18 protein-coding genes are annotated in these 18,310 nt (G+C 38.5%); 10 read left to right on the top strand and 8 right to left on the bottom strand.

The window, feature by feature from the left end; all coding sequences use genetic code 11:
* Window positions 1-2: 2 nt before the first annotated feature.
* The 4 genes from APB85_RS04930 to APB85_RS04915 all read right to left on the bottom strand — a co-directional run bounded on the left by APB85_RS04930 (window position 3) and on the right by APB85_RS04915 (window position 3,749).
* Window positions 3-1,127, bottom strand: coding sequence for an efflux RND transporter periplasmic adaptor subunit (locus APB85_RS04930; protein WP_057480988.1), 1,125 nt, complete (start codon window positions 1,125-1,127; stop codon window positions 3-5).
* A gap of 15 nt (window positions 1,128-1,142) precedes the next feature.
* Window positions 1,143-1,631, bottom strand: a complete 489-nt coding sequence (locus tag APB85_RS04925) for a GbsR/MarR family transcriptional regulator (RefSeq protein WP_057480989.1) — start codon at window positions 1,629-1,631, stop codon at window positions 1,143-1,145.
* 70 nt (window positions 1,632-1,701) lie between these two features.
* On the bottom strand, window positions 1,702-2,544 hold the full coding sequence (locus APB85_RS04920) for a phospholipase A (protein WP_057480990.1): 843 nt from the start codon (window positions 2,542-2,544) through the stop codon (window positions 1,702-1,704).
* 128 nt (window positions 2,545-2,672) lie between these two features.
* Window positions 2,673-3,749, bottom strand: a complete 1,077-nt coding sequence (locus APB85_RS04915; protein ID WP_057480991.1) for an isoaspartyl peptidase/L-asparaginase family protein — start codon at window positions 3,747-3,749, stop codon at window positions 2,673-2,675.
* A gap of 201 nt (window positions 3,750-3,950) precedes the next feature.
* On the opposite strand from APB85_RS04915, the gene APB85_RS04910 reads away from it, so the two are divergent.
* The 3 genes from APB85_RS04910 to APB85_RS04900 all read left to right on the top strand — a co-directional run bounded on the left by APB85_RS04910 (window position 3,951) and on the right by APB85_RS04900 (window position 6,666).
* Window positions 3,951-4,493, top strand: a complete 543-nt coding sequence (locus APB85_RS04910) for a 3-hydroxyanthranilate 3,4-dioxygenase (RefSeq protein WP_057480992.1) — start codon at window positions 3,951-3,953, stop codon at window positions 4,491-4,493.
* Between the two features lie 61 nt (window positions 4,494-4,554).
* A complete protein-coding gene (gene amaB / locus APB85_RS04905) occupies window positions 4,555-6,108 on the top strand; it encodes an L-piperidine-6-carboxylate dehydrogenase (RefSeq protein ID WP_057480993.1) in 1,554 nt (517 codons plus the stop codon).
* Between the two features lie 165 nt (window positions 6,109-6,273).
* Window positions 6,274-6,666, top strand: coding sequence for a YkvA family protein (locus tag APB85_RS04900; protein ID WP_057480994.1), 393 nt, complete (start codon window positions 6,274-6,276; stop codon window positions 6,664-6,666).
* Window positions 6,667-6,744: 78 nt separating this feature from the next.
* On the opposite strand, the gene APB85_RS04895 is transcribed toward APB85_RS04900, so the two are convergent.
* The 4 genes from APB85_RS04895 to APB85_RS04880 form a co-directional block, all read right to left on the bottom strand.
* Window positions 6,745-7,749, bottom strand: coding sequence for an acyl-ACP desaturase (locus APB85_RS04895; protein ID WP_057480995.1), 1,005 nt, complete (start codon window positions 7,747-7,749; stop codon window positions 6,745-6,747).
* A 168-nt stretch (window positions 7,750-7,917) separates the two neighbouring features.
* Window positions 7,918-8,646 carry a metallophosphoesterase family protein gene (locus tag APB85_RS04890; RefSeq protein WP_057480996.1) on the bottom strand — a complete coding sequence of 243 codons (729 nt, stop codon included), beginning with the start codon at window positions 8,644-8,646 and terminating at the stop codon, window positions 7,918-7,920.
* A gap of 1 nt (window position 8,647) precedes the next feature.
* On the bottom strand, window positions 8,648-9,784 hold the full coding sequence (locus APB85_RS04885; protein WP_057480997.1) for an ATP-binding protein: 1,137 nt from the start codon (window positions 9,782-9,784) through the stop codon (window positions 8,648-8,650).
* Between the two features lies 1 nt (window position 9,785).
* The gene (locus APB85_RS04880) at window positions 9,786-10,535 is read right to left on the bottom strand and encodes an SDR family NAD(P)-dependent oxidoreductase (RefSeq protein WP_057480998.1); all 750 of its coding nucleotides are present in this window, start codon (window positions 10,533-10,535) and stop codon (window positions 9,786-9,788) included.
* Window positions 10,536-10,691: 156 nt separating this feature from the next.
* On the opposite strand from APB85_RS04880, the gene APB85_RS04875 reads away from it, so the two are divergent.
* The 7 genes from APB85_RS04875 to APB85_RS04845 all read left to right on the top strand — a co-directional run bounded on the left by APB85_RS04875 (window position 10,692) and on the right by APB85_RS04845 (window position 18,274).
* Window positions 10,692-11,510, top strand: coding sequence for a DUF4382 domain-containing protein (locus APB85_RS04875; protein ID WP_057480999.1), 819 nt, complete (start codon window positions 10,692-10,694; stop codon window positions 11,508-11,510).
* A gap of 135 nt (window positions 11,511-11,645) precedes the next feature.
* Window positions 11,646-12,650: an AAA family ATPase gene (locus APB85_RS04870; protein WP_057481000.1), complete on the top strand. Its 1,005-nt coding sequence runs from the start codon at window positions 11,646-11,648 to the stop codon at window positions 12,648-12,650.
* Between the two features lie 64 nt (window positions 12,651-12,714).
* Window positions 12,715-13,581, top strand: coding sequence for a DUF58 domain-containing protein (locus APB85_RS04865; protein ID WP_057481001.1), 867 nt, complete (start codon window positions 12,715-12,717; stop codon window positions 13,579-13,581).
* A 5-nt stretch (window positions 13,582-13,586) separates the two neighbouring features.
* Window positions 13,587-15,221, top strand: coding sequence for an LPXTG cell wall anchor domain-containing protein (locus APB85_RS04860; RefSeq protein WP_057481002.1), 1,635 nt, complete (start codon window positions 13,587-13,589; stop codon window positions 15,219-15,221).
* A complete protein-coding gene (locus APB85_RS04855; RefSeq protein ID WP_057481003.1) occupies window positions 15,221-16,225 on the top strand; it encodes a vWA domain-containing protein in 1,005 nt (334 codons plus the stop codon). The genes APB85_RS04860 and APB85_RS04855 overlap by 1 nt, the downstream gene beginning before the upstream one ends.
* Window positions 16,226-16,242: 17 nt before the next feature.
* Window positions 16,243-17,289, top strand: a complete 1,047-nt coding sequence (locus APB85_RS04850; RefSeq protein ID WP_057481004.1) for a VWA domain-containing protein — start codon at window positions 16,243-16,245, stop codon at window positions 17,287-17,289.
* 4 nt (window positions 17,290-17,293) lie between these two features.
* Window positions 17,294-18,274, top strand: coding sequence for a tetratricopeptide repeat protein (locus APB85_RS04845; protein WP_229792225.1), 981 nt, complete (start codon window positions 17,294-17,296; stop codon window positions 18,272-18,274).
* Window positions 18,275-18,310: the final 36 nt, after the last annotated feature.

The following is an 18,310-nucleotide window of genomic DNA, read 5'->3' as shown; positions in this document are numbered from 1 at the left end:
TCTTATTTAAATACTGTATTAATAGAATTCGCAATACTATCAAAAGGAATTTCTTGCGGTTTTATTGGAGTGTTGTTTCTTAGTTTTGCCACGCCCTGAGCAACAATTTTATCGCCTTTTTTAAGGCCGGAAGCAACAACAATAAGATTATTTACTCTTGAAGTTTCTGTGATTGGTGTAGAAACGGCCAAACTATCACCCTGAACTTTGTAAACGTAAGTTCTTCCCTGTTGCTCATAACTTGAGATTTCGGGTACTACAATTACGTCTTCAAAAGTTTGTGGCACTCGAATCTTACCACTATTACCGTTAGATAATAGTTGATTTGGATTAGGAAATTTGGCCCTGAAGGTTACTGTACCTGTTGAAGGATCAATTTGTCCAGAAATTGTTTGAATTTTCCCTTTTTGTTCATATTCTTTACCATTGGCCAGAATTAAACTTACATCTGGGAAATTAGATATCTTTTCTTCTATACTGCTGCCCGAAGTTTCCTGAAGAAAACTCATATAATCTTTCTCGTTCATAGAAAAGAACGCATAAACCTCATCGGTTTGGGAAACCGTAGTAAGCGGTGTAGGGTCTCCGGGAGATACAAGTGCTCCATTTCGAAAATTAATATTACCTACATAACCATCTACCGGGCTTTTAATATTTGCATAATCAATATTTGCAGCTATACTGTTGTAGTTAGCCTGGGCCTGGGAGAGCTGTGCTTTTGCGGTTTGTAGTTGTACTCCACTAATAATATCTTTTTCAACTAAGGGTTTTAGTTTTTCAACTTCAACCCGGGCGGCATTTACATTTGCCTGGGCAGCTTCAGCATCACCCGATAAAGATTCTGTTTCAAGCTTAAAAAGCCTTTGTCCTTTTGTTACTTTTTCTCCTGCATCTACTAAAACATCTGTGATATAACCAGAAACTTTTGCTCTAACCTGACTGTTTACCACACCCTCTATACTGGTAGGATAGGAAGTGAAACCGGTAACTGTCTTTGTTTGTACTTCTAATACCGGGAGTGGTTGTGCACCCTGGCCCTGTGCTGCTTGCTGTTCTTCTTTCCCGTTAGAACAGGAAGTGAAAACGGCAGCACCTATAAACAGACTGAAATAAATTATCTTTTTCATTGCTTTTTATTGTAATTAATGGTTGTTGATGTTCTTCTTTAATTTATTAAGCGCTGCCGTTGCTTCATCTAAAAAGTCTAACAGGCTTTTTTGAAATTCCATATCAAAAGGCGGATCTTCTTTATTCAATTCGTTGCTCTTTTGCTTGTATTCCAGAACCTCTTTATGAATACATTTTTGAGCTTCCCACTTCGCGGTGAGCTCATCAATATGGTTTTCCATCAGGTCGGGTTTTACAATAAAATACCGCTTTCTGTCTCCAGATTTTGTGTAGTATTCAATACGGTTTGTTGTTTGAAGATGTTCTAAATGAGTAGAAACCGTACTTTTTCCGGCATTTAAATCTTTTACCAATTGCTCAAAAGTGATTCCTTTTTTACCGGTAACAATAAGCGTGGCAAAAATCCTGGCTGCAACCGGAGCTAACTGATGCTCTTTTTCAAACTGAACGCCCAATTTTTCAATTAAACGTGTTTTTTGTGCTTGTAAGTCCGTATTGTTCATTTTAATAAATTGAAGGCGCGAAATTAATATTTAGTTCCGAATAACCCGAACCAAATTTCTAAAAGGTTTGTTAAATTGCATCGGGAAGCGATTTCAGGAAGTTTAATTCGTCTGATTTTAGAACGAAGCCTGCGCGAATCATACTTCGGTTTTCTTCAAAATTAATAAGGCTTTCTGCATTTCCTTTATACCACTCCAGCATTACCTGGAAATTAGAAGAATTAAAAGGTTTATAAAGAAACCTGGTGCGCACCGTTCCATTCCAGTTTTTAATTCCCTTTCTAAGCATAAGATCTACCAGTAATTTTTCTGGAATTAAATTGTAAGTAAGGCTTATTTTTCCGTAGCCAACATAATCAATAAGCTCGGGATTATCCTTTTTATATTTAAATGGCAACCAGCCTTTTACACTAATTAAAAGGTTTTTATTTATCGCGGTGTGATAACTTAAAGAAAGAGAGTTCCAGCTTCGGGAATAAATACTATCCCGCCCGTTAGATTCGTGTTCCAACTGTAAATAGGCCATTCCGGCCAAATCATCATTTTTATTATATACTGGTTTTCCCAAGCCTACCCCCGGATTAAAATTAAGTTCGCGAAAGGGGCTTGAAAACTCATAAATATTCCAAAAAGCTTTTTGGGTATAAGTGAGAAACAAGTAGGTATCAAGCGGTAGGGTATTACGCGTAATTAATGCTTTAAAACTAATTTGATATTTTGCATCTGCAGATTTAGAATTGAGATCTTTATTTGTAGAAATTCCCGTGATAAAATAATTATCCTTATGAATAGAAAAAGTGGGCATATTTTCTATGGTATCGTTTATTTTTTCACGTGATAAACGTTGTGAAAAAACCTCTCCATAACAGAATATAAAGACCAATATTAGAATTACACCGTACTTATTTCTCATTTGTAAATTATTTAGAAGTTTGCAAAATTATAATTAGTTCGGAATTCTCCGAACTAACGAATTCTAAAATTGAGTTAAAAAAAAGCCCAACCGTTTAGGTTGGGCTTGTAAAGATCTTATTTCAAAGGTTATTCGCTATAGATTCCTATTTCCAGGTCGCCGTCTTGGTTCATTTTTGCACGGTACATCCCAGCGGTATTAAATTCCATAGAAACATTTCCCTGGTGATCTATTGCGATGATCCCGCCACTACCGCCAAGTTCCGGGTTTTTATTCTGGATCACTTCTTTTGCAGCTTCCGCCAGACTCATTTCTTTATATTCCATTAATGCTGAAATATCATAGGCTACCACTCCACGAATAAAAAATTCTCCCCAGCCGGTTGCAGATATCGCTGCCGTTTTATTATTAGCATAAGTTCCGGCGCCAATTATGGGAGCATCGCCTATGCGGCCCCATTTTTTATTGGTCATTCCACCGGTTGAGGTTCCTGCGGCCAGATTTCCATTTTTATCTAAAGCAGCACAACCAACCGTACCAAATTTAGAATCTTTAATAAACGGATCTACAAAAGCAGTCTTCCCATCGTGGTCAAGCTCTGTTTTTTCTGAATTTCTTTCTTTTAAGCGTTCTAAACTTTTAAATCGGTTTTCGGTATAGAAATATTCAGGGTTTACAATTTCCAGGTTTCGTTCTTTAGCAAATTGTTCAGCTCCTTTTCCTGAAAGCATTACGTGTTCTGAATTTTCCATCACTTCCCAGGCTAGGTTTATAGGGTTTTTTATGGTAGTTACTCCAGACACTGCACCGGCATTTAAAGTTTTTCCCTCCATGATAGAAGCATCGAGTTCATTTTTACCTTCGTTGGTAAATACAGCTCCTTTCCCGGCATTGAAAAGTGGGGAATTCTCCATGATATTTATAGTTCGCTGTACAGCTTCAATTGCAGTTCCGCCATTGGCGAGAATTTCGTGCCCTGTTCTTATAGCCTCTTCCAATTTCGCTTTATAGGCTTGTTCAAGGGAATCGCTCATGTTTTCCTTTAAAATAGTTCCCGCACCGCCGTGAATTACAATGCCGAAGTTTTCTACGGAATCCTGAGCTTTTTCGGTTTCAGCGATTTGATTTGTTTGGGTTTCTTTTTCAGCGGAAGTATTACAGGCTAAAAAGATTGATAAACTGAATAAAAGGAATATTTTTTTCATAAATGGTGTGATTTTCAGTCGAAGATAAGCATTTGTACAAATTATTGAGTTTGCGCCAGGGATAGCAGCGTAAATCCCACAGGCGCCAGCAGGCGACGAGGAATTGCAGCGAATAGCCCGTTAAGGCGCCCAAAAAGATAAGAAAATCGTCCTTTTTTTCGAGCTTTAAGTTGTAATTTTAAGCAATATAATTTTGAAATCATGGCAGTAAATAAACCTTTTAACCTTAATAAATGGATTGAGCAAAACCGCGAATCGCTTAAGCCGCCGGTTGGTAACCGAAATCTTTATAAAGAATCTGAAGATTATATAGTGATGGTGGTGGCCGGGCCCAATGCCCGTAAAGATTATCATTATAACGAGACAGAAGAGCTTTTCTACCAGTTAGAAGGTGAAATAGAAGTGCATATCCAGGAAGATGGCGAAAAAAAGACGATGCAATTGGGCCCTGGAGATATGTACTTGCATCCAGGAAAAGTACCACATTCACCGGTGAGAAAAGAAGGTTCTATTGGTCTCGTTGTAGAACGAAAACGCGTGCAGATTGATGCCAAAGATGGGCTTTTATGGTTCTGTGATAATTGTAACCATAAATTGTATGAAGTCTATTTTCCGTTAACCGATATTGAGAAAGACTTTCTAAAACATTTTAAGCATTTCTACGGAAGCAAAGACTTACGAACCTGCGATAATTGCGGGGAAGTGATGCCGGTAGACGAACGTTATGTTGCTGGGACAGATTAGCGTTAAAAATTTAGTATTTTAGCAGGAAACACACAAAAGAACAGATAAAATTTACAAATTAATGAGTGAAATAGCAGAGAAATTCGGAATTAAACAAGCTTTAAACGATCTTGGCTTACAGGAAACCAATAATGGAACTTCTACTGGAAAAGATTTTTTTAGTAATGGTGAAGTAATTGAATCGTATTCTCCTGTAGACGGTGCTTTAATTGGAAAAGTAAAAGCCACTACTAAAGAAGATTACGAAAAAGTAATTACTACTGCCAATGCAGGTTTTAAAGAATGGCGCACCTGGCCGGCACCTCAGCGCGGTGAAGTGGTTCGCCAGTTTAATGATGAATTGAGAAGATTAAAAGAACCTTTGGGGAAATTAGTTTCTTACGAAATGGGAAAATCTTACCAGGAAGGTTTGGGCGAAGTTCAGGAAATGATAGATATCTGTGATTTCGCAGTGGGACTTTCCCGCCAGTTACATGGTTTAACCATGCATTCTGAACGCCCGGGTCATAGAATGTACGAGCAATACCACCCGCTTGGAGTAGTTGGAATTATCTCGGCATTTAACTTTCCGGTTGCTGTTTGGTCGTGGAATACGGCTTTGGCGTGGGTTTGTGGAGATGCTTGCGTTTGGAAAGGATCAGAGAAGACTCCGTTAACTTCTGTTGCATGTCAAAATATTGCCGCTCGAGTTTTTGCTGAAAACAATGTTCCGGCAGGAATTTCTTCATTGATCACCGGTGATTATAAAGTGGGTGAAATGATGACCAACGATAAAAGAGTGCCGTTAATTTCGGCTACCGGTTCTATTAGAATGGGAAAAATAGTTGCCCAGGCAGTTGCCGCAAGATTAGGAAAATCGCTTCTTGAATTAGGTGGAAATAACGCCATAATCGTAACGCCAGATGCCGATATTAAAAATACGGTAATCGGTGCTGTGTTTGGAGCTGTGGGAACTTGCGGACAGCGTTGTACTTCTACTCGAAGATTGATTATTCACGAATCTATTTACGATAAAGTAAAAGATGCTATTGTAAAAGCTTATAAGCAACTGCGTATTGGAAACCCATTAGATGAAAATAATCACGTGGGGCCACTTATCGATAAAGATGCGGTAAAAAATTATCAAAACGCTTTAGATAAAGTAGTAGAAGAAGGCGGTAAGATCTTAGTTGAAGGTGGAGTTTTGGAAGGCGAAGGTTATGAAAGCGGATGCTACGTAAAACCAGCTATTGCCGAAGCAAAAAATGAATTTAAGATCGTACAGCACGAAACTTTTGCACCGGTGCTTTATATTATGAAATATTCAGGAGATGTTTCTAACGCCCTGGAATTACAGAACGGCGTCGTGCAGGGACTTTCTTCAGCGATAATGACCAACAACTTAAGGGAAGCCGAACGTTTTCTTTCGGTAGAAGGTTCAGATTGTGGGATTGCAAACGTGAATATTGGAACCTCTGGTGCTGAAATTGGCGGTGCTTTTGGCGGTGAAAAAGAAACCGGAGGCGGAAGAGAATCTGGGTCTGATGCCTGGAAGATCTATATGCGCAGACAAACAAACACTATTAATTATACTACTGAACTGCCGTTGGCGCAGGGAATCAAATTTGATTTGTAGTGTTTAAAGGCTATTAAAGCTTGATTAAACATATATATAATTCTAAAATCTTAAACCTCACAGCATTAAAAAGCTGTGAGGTTTATTTTTTCTCAGATTTTAGCATTTCCCTAATTAGACCTTCAATAATAATTTTATATTTTGTGGTCATCAAAAAAATAGACAATGAGTAAAATCGATAACGAAACTATTAAGAAAGAGCATAAAAAGCGCCAGGAAGATTTTGAAGAGGAAGACGTGCATAATGTGCTGGAAGATGAAGAAGAGATAAAATCGAAGTTTGAAAATAAAGGAAAGCTGCAACGTTATGTAGACGATGCACAACTACTTTTTAATTTGCTTAGAGATTATGCAAATGGTAATTATAGGGAAGTTCCTTTTAATGTAGTTGCGGCTATTGGAGGAGCATTATTATATGTGCTTTCGCCATTAGATCTAATCCCAGATTTTATTCCGATAGTTGGTTATTTAGACGATGCGGCTGTAATTGCTTTTTGTCTTAACCTAATTGAAAAGGACCTGATCTCTTATAAGGTCTGGAAGAGAAATACCGCTTAAGCTCTTGATCACTAATTATAGCTCAATAAAAAACCCGCTTCAATTAAAGCGGGTTTTGTTTTATAATATTATAGGTAATTATAGTCTTCCGTTAGCCTCAACCCATTTAAAGGTGTGTTGATCTTCCGGGATAGCCATTCTTCCTGCTATTCTTCGCATTCTGTCTGGTAATTTCATTAAATAATCCCTTGCTTTTTCGGCCTCATCTGTTAAAGAGCGCATTTTGTCTATTTCCCAGTAGCCATTAAGTTTCTCCAGGATTTCTATATAATCGTAGGTGGTGTAAACGCCAAGTCGCTGTGCTGCATTTGAGAAATTTTCAAAAGCTTCAGCAATTCCCTGTCCGCTTTCACGTAAGAACTGAGCAGGCATTACAATTTTTTTCTTCATCATATCGTGAAAAGCCAGCATCATTTCGCTGGGATCGTGTTCAAAAATAGTTTTCACGAATTCACGATAAGCCATATAATGCCTCATCTCGTCGCCGGCAATGATGTTACACATCTTCCCAAGCATTTTGTTTCCTTTTTTCTTAGCTAATTGCCCTACACGTTTGTGTGAAATATTAGTCGCTAATTCCTGAAAACTGGTATATACAAAGTTTTTGTAAGGATCACGACCGGTACCAATATCAAAACCATCGTTGATTAAATATTGCGTTGTTTTTTCAATCTCGCGCATATTTACTCTACCAGATAAATAAAGATATTTGTTAAGGGTATCTCCATGGCGGTTTTCTTCTCCCGTCCAGTGGCGAACCCATTTAGACCAGGCGTTTTCCTCGCCGCGACTTTTACCGTGTTGCTCCACACCTTCCATATCCATTAACCAGGATTCGTAAGTTGGCAGAGCTTCCTCAGTAACCATATCTGCAACTAAAACTACCCAAAAATCGTATTCAAGCTCTTTGGCTTCTTCCCTAATTTGGTTGATTTCATCCATATAATTTTCTCCCTGTAAATTAGGAAGAAGGTCGGTGGGTTGCCAAATATCTTCTACGGGAATAAGGTATTCTTTAATGAAACCGTCTACCTGTTTTTCAACGGTATTCATCACTTCTAATCTAATATTGTCGAGGGCCATTCTAGTTTTTTTTGGAGCAGAAATCTAAAAAATCTGCCGATATTAATCAACTCTTAAGAAAGAATTGTGCTAAAAATATTCTATTTGGGAATTTAGTGCCTAAATAAAAGGCAAAATCCCTGAATTACAAAGATATAAAGAGAAAATGCGTTTTGTGGTAAAATCGTCTTAATTTCTACCTTCTTCTTCTGGATACAATTTAAATACAGGATCACTTTGCCAAATTTCCTTTGTGTTTACCTCTAAAGCCGATAATTTTCCCTTAAAAGCAGCGCCGGTGTCTACATTCCAAATGTTTGCACGTTTTACGGGAGCTTCTTCATTAATTCGGGTTACCGGCGTATGCCCAATAAAAATTTCATCAAAAATTTGAAGGCGTTTCGGGTAGTTTGTGTCGCCTGGTTCAATATTCTTATCTAATGAAAGCGCCATTTCCCATAAAGTTCTATCCCAATAAAAGCCGGTTTCATGATACTCCTGTTCCGGGCCGTGTTGACTTGTAAACCCGGCGTGTACAAAAAGCCTGTTCTTTTTATCTACGTAGTAATTTAGCATCTGGTTATAAAACTCGATATGCGCTTCTATTTCTTCCGAAGAAAAATTTCTATAGGCGTCAATACTGGATTGCCCGCCATGTTCCAACCATTTTTCATTAAGCTCCCCGGTTGCCAGCCAACGATGGGTGAGATCGTCGTGATTTCCTCTTAGAAAAATACAAGTATTTTGTTTTGCTAGATCTATTAGGTATGTAACCACATTGGCTGAGTCGCTCCAACCATCTACATAATCTCCCAGGAAAATAAGTTCATCTTCTGGAGTTACCTCTATTTTTTCAAGGAGCTGTATTAAAGCTTTTAATCCGCCGTGAATGTCTCCAATAGCAATGCTTCGGCTCATATTAATTGTATTTTACTTTTCTTAAAATTCGCATACTTTCTTTATAATAATTATAAACTTCCTGGCTGTAGTCTTTTAAATACGGTTTTGCTTCTTCCAGTTTGTCTATTGCCTGTTCAAAGTTATTTAAATAGCAAAGTAAATAAGTTGAAGGCAAATTTTTTAGGTCTTTTTTTTGTTGTTTATTTAACGGAAGCCTCTTTTTTAACCTTTCTACCAGTTTACTGTTTGTGTTGTAAATATGATACAGCGTTTTTTTGTCGAATTCCGGTGGCTCAAATAACAACTTACTTTCAATATCGTAACTCACGCTATCTTTAAAACTGATGGTGACCTCCTCCAAAGGGTAAAACTGGTATTTATCATGTAATCCCAATTGAACGTATTCCAGAATTTTGAACTCTTCATCGGTCAGGCTAATGCTCACCTGGTCTAAATCTGAATAGAACAATTTCACCTGTTCGTTGATGAGCTCTATATCTACCCGGGAATAAAAAGTTTCGTGTTTTGCCTGAATCTTTTTCCCGGCCCAGCAAACCACAAAATATTCTTTAAAAACCTTATAAGTGGCGTTGTAATCTTTTCTTTTCTGAAGAAAATCGAATACACCATCCAGCGTCAATTCAATATTGTTATGCGAGTGTTTTTCTATAGAATTCACTATTTCTGAATTCACATCGGTGATCTCCACACCAAAAACCTTAGGCATGCTAATGCTGCCATCCCTAAGAAAAACCGAACCTCCGTAATACTTCCAAATGTTCTTTTTAAGCGAGCAAATTTTCCCGTGATTAGGTCTGATACTCACTAAACCCACCACCAGGTTTCCCGGTAAATGTGGAAAAGGGATATTTTCATAAGAAATTAATGGCGGATTGCTCAAATAAGCATTCACGAGGTTTTGAATTTTACTGTCATCAAAAAAATCGGTGCCCACAATGCTGTTATCTTCATCCTGGACCCCAATTACGATATAGGAATTGTTTTCGGGATTGGAATTAGAAAGTGCACAAACGTGCTTTAAAAACTTGGCTTTCCCTTCTCTTTCGCCAATATTGAGCTTTAGCTTTTTGTCGTAAAAGCTGTTCTCATCGTTATGAGCGAGCAGGTTTTTAATTAAAAGCCGTTTGTTAATCATATCATTCTTTATTCACCGTAGTGCTATTCGCCTGCGCTGTTGGCATCACCACTAAATCTGCGATATTTACGTGATATGGCCTGGTGACTACAAACCTGATAATATCTGCGATATCTTCCGGGCGTAAAGCTTGAAAACCTTCGTAAACACTTTTAGCTTTTTCTGTGTCTCCTTTAAATCTTACTTCGCTGAATTCGGTTTGCGTAAGGCCGGGGTTCACGGCACCAACTCGAATTCCTTGCTTGTTGAAATCTATTCGCATGGCCTGGTTTAAGGCATCTACGGCATATTTGCTGGCACAATAAACATTGCCGTTGGGATAAACTTCTTTCCCGGCGGTAGAACCAATATTAATAATATGCCCGGTTCCCTGGCTTATCATTTTCGGAAAAATCGCTTTGCTAACATATAGCAGGCCTTTTACGTTAATATCCAGCATCGCATCCCAGTCGTCTATATTCCCATCCTGGATTGGATTTAAACCGTGCGCATTTCCGGCATTATTGATAAGAATATCTATTTTTTGAAATTTTTCAGGAAGGCTATTGATCTTTTGAAAAACCACTTCCTTATCACGAACATCAAAACTAAGCGTATGCACCGCGACTCTTTTTGATAATTCTTTTTTTAATTCAGCTAATCGCTCTTCTCTTCTTCCGCAGAGAATAAGATTAATCCCTTCTCGTGCGAACGCACTCGCCGTAGCTTTTCCTATTCCACTGGTTGCTCCTGTAATTAATGCAGTTTTCATAAATTATTTTTCTAAGTACTAAAGTATCTACAAGTAAGTAGCTTAGGCTTACATATGCAATTTAAAGTCTTGTTAAATTTAATTAATCTGGGGTCTTTCATAAAATTTAATCGGCTATGCTGCGTTTTCCTGTCTAAATAATTAATAAACCTATTTATGAAAAGAACGATGAAGCACCTAAAGTTAAAAAGCTTACTGCTTGCTACAGTAATCGCTTTTGGATTTACAAGTTGTAGTGATGACGATGAGAATAACGTTGCAGAGGGTAACGCCCAATTAACCGTGAGAATGACAGATGCTCCCGGTGATTTTGATCACGTTTGGGTAGATGTACAGGATGTGATGATTAAAACCGAAGCCGCCGTTGGACAGGAAGAGGCTGAGTGGGAAAGCCTTGATAATGTTGAAACCGGCCGTTATGATCTTTTACAATTAACCGGAGGAGTTTCTCAATTATTGGTAGATGCAGAAATTCCTGCAGGTTATCTTGATCAAATAAGATTGGTGATAGGCCCTGATAATGTAGTTGACATTGCGGGTGAGGAAATTGCCCTTGCTACTCCAAGTGCGCAACAATCTGGCTTAAAACTAAATGTAAAACAGGAACTTGAGGCAGGAGAGCATTATGAGTACCTTTTGGATTTTGATGTAGACGAATCTGTGGTAATTACCGGTAATGCAGGCTATATTTTAAAACCGGTTATTAGAGTGTCGGCTATGGCCAATACAGGTTCTATTATGGGAAAAGTGCATCCAACAGATTTCCAAAGCTTGGTAAAAGCACAAAATGCGAGTCATACCATTTCTGCGTATACCGATGAATCTGGAAATTTTGTTTTGCATGGGGTTCCGGCAGGGACTTACCAGGTAACTGTTACTCCAGAGGCTGCAGCCGGCCTAGATGTAATAAATAAAGATAATATTGAGGTGGAAGAAGATGCTGATGTAGATATTGAAACAATTTATTTGGAATAATTAAAATAATTCCCTTATAAAAAAAGAGCGGCTTTAAAAGGCCGCTTTTTTGTTTTTTAACCATACATTAACAGCCAATACGCTAATAATTTTCCAATTTGCGGCCACGAATTTAAGGTCTTTAATACTTATAAAATGATAGATAACAACGCCTCTGTAGACATTGCAAGTTTAAACGAGAAAATTGAGAGGGAAAGTGCTTTTGTAGATTTACTAAACACCGAAGTGAATAAGGTAATAGTTGGACAAAAGCATATGATGGAGCGTTTGCTTATTGGTTTGTTAGGGCAGGGTCACATTTTGCTAGAGGGTGTTCCCGGTTTGGCAAAAACCCTGGCTATTAATACACTTTCCCAGGCCGTTCACGGTAGTTTTAGCAGGATCCAGTTTACGCCAGATCTTTTACCGGCAGACGTTGTTGGAACCTTGATTTATAATATGAAGCTGAATGATTTCAGCATTAAAAAAGGTCCCATTTTCGCGAATTTTGTACTTGCAGATGAGATTAACCGTGCCCCGGCAAAAGTGCAGTCGGCTTTGCTGGAAGCTATGCAGGAAAAGCAGGTAACCATTGGCGAAGAAACTTTTATTTTAGATAAGCCGTTTTTGGTAATGGCTACTCAAAACCCGGTAGAGCAGGAAGGAACTTATCCTTTGCCCGAAGCTCAGGTAGACCGTTTTATGCTAAAAACAGTTATAGATTACCCCGAAATTAACGACGAGCAGTTAATTATGCGCGCCAATTTAAAGGGAGAATTTCCAAAAGTAAATCCTGTGGTAAGCATAGAGCAGATTTTACGTGCTCAGCAAGTGGCCAGGGAAGTTTATATGGATGAAAAAATCGAAAAATATATTCTGGATATTATTTTTGCAACCCGTAATCCTGAAAAATATAATTTAAAGGATCTAAAACCACTTATTAGTTTTGGTGCTTCACCAAGGGGAAGTATTAATCTTGCGCGGGCTTCAAAATGCTATGCTTTTATAAAACGCCGCGGTTATGTAATTCCGGAAGATGTTAGGGCAGTGGTTCTTGATGTACTTCGCCATAGAATTGGAATTACCTACGAAGCCGAGGCAGAAAATGTGACTTCAGAAGATATTGTACATAAGATAGTGAACGAGATAGAGGTGCCTTAAGCTATAATTTTCCACTAATTTTCGCATTTCCCAATAATTTGTGTAAAAACACAATCGTTTCCTCATGGATACTAAAGAGCTTTTAAAAAAAGTAAGAAAGATTGAAATAAAAACCCGGCGTTTGAGCGATCACGTTTTTGGCGGGGAATATCATTCCACTTTTAAAGGCCGCGGAATGACTTTTAGTGAAGTTAGGCAATACCAGTTTGGAGACGATGTTAGAAATATAGACTGGAACGTTACCGCGCGTTACAGCGAACCATTTGTAAAGGTTTTTGAAGAAGAACGCGAACTTACCATGATGCTTATGGTAGATGTTTCGGGTTCAGAATTCTTCGGAACAAGAGATCAGCTAAAAAAAGATGTGATTACCGAAATTGCGGCAACTTTGGCATTTTCGGCTACCCAAAACAACGATAAGATTGGGCTGATGCTTTTTTCAGATAAAATAGAGCTTTATATTCCGCCTAAAAAAGGACGCTATCACGTGCTGCGAATTATCAGGGAATTAATAGAATTTAAGCCGCAGTCTAAAAAAACCGATATCGCGGCAGCCATAAAATATCTCTCTAACGTGATGAAGAAAAAGGCGATCGTCTTTATGCTTTCAGACTTTATGGACGACGACTACCAGCAAACTTTAAAAATTGCAGGCAACAAACACGATGTTACCGGCATTAGAGTTTTTGATCCCGCCGAGGAGGAAATTCCAAATTTAGGATTGGTACAAATGTTGGATGAGGAAACCGGGGAGTTTGTTACTGTAAACACCGGTTCAAAATCGGTTAGAAAAAATTACGCTGAATATTATCGTGGTCGTGCCGCTTATTTTAATGAAAGTTTCACCCTAAGTGGAGCCGGCGTTATCAATAATCGCGTTGATGAAAGCTACGTAAAAAAATTACTGGGTTATTTTAAAAGAAGAGGTTAAAAGGAATGAAAAATAGGTCTTTAACAACAATTACTATTTCTAAAGTGGCAAGCTTGCTGCTTTTTCTATTGTTATCTTTTCAGTCTTTTGCCCAGCAACCAAAAGTAAATGCCGAAATAGATTCTACTTCGATCAAAATTGGAGAGCAAATTATTTATAGCATTGAAGTGGAGACCGATTCTACCAATTTGGTGGTTTTCCCGGAAGGACAAACTTTTGATCCTATGGAAATGGTGGAGTCTTTAGGAGCTGATACCACCACGGTTAAAGATCGGTTTAAACTTCTAAAGAAGTACTCGCTTACCCAATTTGATTCCGGTTCTTATACTATTCCGCAGCAGAAAATTATAATACAAAATAGGGAATATTTAACTGATTCTTTTAGAGTTGAAGTGGCCGATGTAAAAGTAGATACTACTCGCCAGAAAATGTATCCTATAAAACCGGCTGTAGATGTGCCAAAGCCTTTTGAGGTACCAAACTGGGTTTGGTGGCTGCTTGCTGCATTAGTTGTTCTTGCGATTGCCTTTTATTTCTTCAGAAAAAAGAAGAAAAAGAAAGAAGAGCAAAAGGAACTGCCGCCTTACGAGCAGGCTATGCTTGAACTTAAGCAATTAGATAATTCATCCTTACTGCCAAATAGAGAGATTAAAGAATATTATTCTCAGCTTACTTTTAGTGTTAGAAAATACCTTGATAGAAAGATTTATGACCGGGCGCTGGAAAGCACCACTTCAGAACTTATCGCTTATTTAGAATTAAGAAAACAAGCGGGCGAATTAAGTTTGAAGGATAAATCTATAGATAATCTTCAGCAGTTATTAAAACGTGCCGATTTGGCCAAATTTGCCAATTCAAGGCCCGATGTGATCACCGCAAAAAGCGATCGTACCAAAGTAGAGCATCTCATAAAAGACATTAGGCAGGTGGTTCCCGAACCGACAGAGGAGGAATTGATGCAGGATGAAAATTACCGAAAAGAAAAATTAAAGAAAAAAAGAAGAAATAAGATTATTGCCATACTTGGCGGAATTGTGGTCCTGGCTATTATAGTTATTACGGTACTGGTAAATACTAAAGGTTTTGACTATGTACAGGATTCTGTTTTAGGGAATGAAACCAAAGAATTGCTGGAAGGCGACTGGATTAGAAGTGAATATGGTACGCCGCAAGTGACCATCACTACGCCCGAAGTGCTGGTAAGAAAAACGGTAGATCGTGATGACGAACTCCAGGAAATGTTGTTGGGTAGCGAGACTTTTGATGCCGGAACCCTGGAAGGGAATTTATATACTTTACTAATTACCGGCCCGGTAAACCCGCAAGGTGATTTTGATTTACAAAAAGCTGTGGATGGTATTTATGAGTCTTTGGAAGCCCAGGGCGCCCGAAATATCATTATGAAACAGGAAGATTTTTCTACTATAAATAATACCGAAGGAATAAAGGTTTTTGGAACTTTTAATCTTGAAAATCCGGTAACCGGCGGGCCAATTAAAAAGGAATATGCAATTCTGAATTTTGGTGCAAACGGCGGTTTTCAGCAAATTATGGTAGTATTTAATGAAGATGATGAATATGCCGAAGAGATTTCTCAACGTATAGAGAGTTCGGTTCAATTAAAAAATCAGGCTAATTAATGTTTGCTAATTATACATTCGAAAATCCGGAGTTTTTCTGGCTGTTATTGCTGCTTCTGCCGGCAACGGCCTGGTATTTCTGGAAACGTAAGCAGCAAACTCCGGAGCTTAAAATGTCTAGCGTAAAAGGTTTTAAAGTAAAGCAATCGCTGCTTTCAAAATTAAAACCCGTGCTTTTTGTACTGCGCTTACTGGCTTTGGCGCTTTTAATTACTGCTATGGCCAGGCCAAGAACGGTAGATGTTACTACCCAAAGCAGCAATATTCGAGGGATAGATATTGTGATGGCTATAGATGTTTCAGCAAGTATGCTGGCTCGTGATTTTGAACCTAATCGGCTGGAATCTGTAAAAGAAGTTGGCGCAGAATTTATTGAAAATCGGCCTAACGACAGGATTGGCCTGGTGCTATTTGCCGGGGAAAGTTTTACTAAAACACCAATTACCAGCGATAAAAGTATTGCCTTAAGAGCCATAGAAGAGATTGAGTATAGCGACGTTCTACAAAATGGTACGGCAATTGGTTCAGGTTTGGCAACTTCTGTTAACAGGTTAAAAGATAGCGATGCCAAAAGCAAGGTAATTATTTTATTGACCGACGGGGTGAATAATTCAGGGTTTATAGACCCTAAAATTGCCAGCGAACTCGCAGTGGAATTCGGGATTAAAACCTATACTATTGGGGTGGGAAGTAATGGTAATGCATTAACCCCCGTAGGAATTTTGCCAAACGGAAGATTTCAATATGGCGTACAAAAAGTAGAAATTGACGAAGCGCTATTACAGCAAATTGCTGCAGATACCGGCGGGAAATATTTTAGGGCTACCAATAACGAAAAACTGGAGGAAATCTATGAAGAAATAGACAGCCTCGAAAAATCTGAAATTGAAGAATTCAGATATTATAATTATACCGAAAAATTTAGACCTTATGTTTTATTGGCGCTAGGTTTGCTGCTTTTTGAAATGGTTTTGAGATATACTGTATTTAAAGGTTTTATTTAAATCTGAAAGGAAGTTTAATGATCTTAGAAGAGAAAATATACTTATGGCTTTTACTGCTTATTCCAGTGGTACTTCTTGTGTATCTTATTTTTAGGATATGGCAAAAGCGCGCTCGTTCTAAATTTGCCAAGCCAGAACTTCTAGGTTACTTATCACCAAACAGGTCTTCATTTAAACCACTTTTAAAAGTGCTATTAATCGTATTTGCACTGGCCGCTTTAGTAGTTGGCCTTGTAAATCCTAAAATTGGATCACAATTAGAAACTGTAAAACGTGAAGGGGTAGATATTGTTTTTGCTGTAGATGTTTCTAAAAGTATGGAGGCCGAAGATATTGCGCCAAGTCGTTTGGAAAAATCGAAGCAATTGGTTCGGCAAATTATTGGCAATTTAGGAAGTGACCGTGTAGGGATTATCGCCTATGCCGGCAGTGCTTTTCCGCAGTTACCAATTACCACAGATTACGGCTCAGCAGAAATGTTCCTGGAAAGCTTAAATACCGATGTGATCTCCTCACAAGGAACGGCAATTGGAGATGCCATAGACCTTGCAACCGGCTTTTTTGACGATAACCAGCAAACCAATCGGGTGATGTTTATTATTAGTGATGGCGAAGATCACGGTGGGAATATTGAAGATATGGCCAGGCAGGCTGCCGAGGCTGGGATTAGAATTTATACCATTGGAGTAGGAACAACCAAAGGAGGGCCAATTCCTATTAAAAGAAATGGGGTAATTCAGAATTATAAAAAAGACAACCAGGGAGAAACGGTTATTACCAAACTAGACCCAAGTACGCTTCAGGAAATTGCTGAAGAAGCTAATGGCGAGTATATTGATGGAAATGTAACCGCAGAGGTAACCGAGAAAGTACAGGAAGAGTTACTTACCATTGAAAAAACAGAATTTGAAGCCAAACAATTTGCCGATTATAAATCGCAGTTTCAGTGGTTTGTTGGTCTGGCAATTTTATTGCTGTTGCTAGACGTATTTATGCTGGAACGAAAAACAGGCTGGATAAGAAGGCTTAATTTATTCAACGAAAAAAGAAAAACAGAGGAGTGATAGCATGAGAGGTTTTTCAGCAAACATATTACTCGATAATCGAGATTTAAATGCTTCGGGGCTCGCTTCGAAATGTAAATATTCCTTTTTCTCTAAAGACCTCATGGGCATTCTTCGAGTTGGTTTATTTGTGATTTTCGGCTTGTTATTTTCATTTCAAGTTGGTGCTCAGCAACAAAATGATAAGGAAAGAGAAAAGGCCCAGAAAGAGGCACTGCAACTTATGCAAGAAGCTGAAGAAGCGATGGGAGATAATAATTTCCCCGAAGCAGAAGCCGCTTATAGAAAAGCGATTGCCAAAGATCCAGAAAGTAGTGCTGCGCGATATAATATGGGTAATATGTATTACACCCGAGAAAACTCGCCGCAAGCCGCACAACGTTTTAAGCAGGCTGCTGAGGTTGCCGATACAAAAGAGGCAAAGCACCAGGCCAATCATAATCTTGGGAATGCCTATATGAAGCAAAAAAAGTATCAGGAAGCCGTAGATGCTTATAAAGATGCTTTAAGGAATAATCCTACCGATGATGAAACCCGTTACAACCTGGCGCTAGCCAAGAAAATGCTGGAAGAACAACAGCAAGATGAGAATCAGGATGGTGGCGATAATGAAAACCAGGATCAGGAAAACAAAGATCAGGAGAATCAGGATCAAAATCAGGACCAGGAAAATAAAGAGAACCAGGATCAACAAGATCAAAGTGGTGAAGGGGATAATGAAGGAGATCAGGATCAGCAAGAGAAAGATCAGGAAGAAAAGGAAGGCGATCAGGACGAGAAAGAGCAACCAGATGGCCAGGGTGACCAGGAAGAAAAGGAAAAACAACCACAACAGGGTCAGCCGCAACCAACGCAAGGACAATTGTCTCCAGAGCAAATACAGAGTTTGCTAGAAGCTATGAATAACGAAGAGAGAAAAGTACAGGATAAAATAAATGCAGAGAAACAAAAAGGTGCCAAAGTGAAATCTGAAAAAGATTGGTAAAATTTTTGATACATTTCTTTCCAAAATCATACTTAT

This window comes from Salegentibacter mishustinae, from assembly GCF_002900095.1.
In the GTDB taxonomy this organism is placed as follows: domain Bacteria; phylum Bacteroidota; class Bacteroidia; order Flavobacteriales; family Flavobacteriaceae; genus Salegentibacter; species Salegentibacter mishustinae.
The sequence above is the reverse complement of the archived record's forward strand: the minus strand, read 5'-3'. Positions and strand labels throughout refer to the sequence as shown.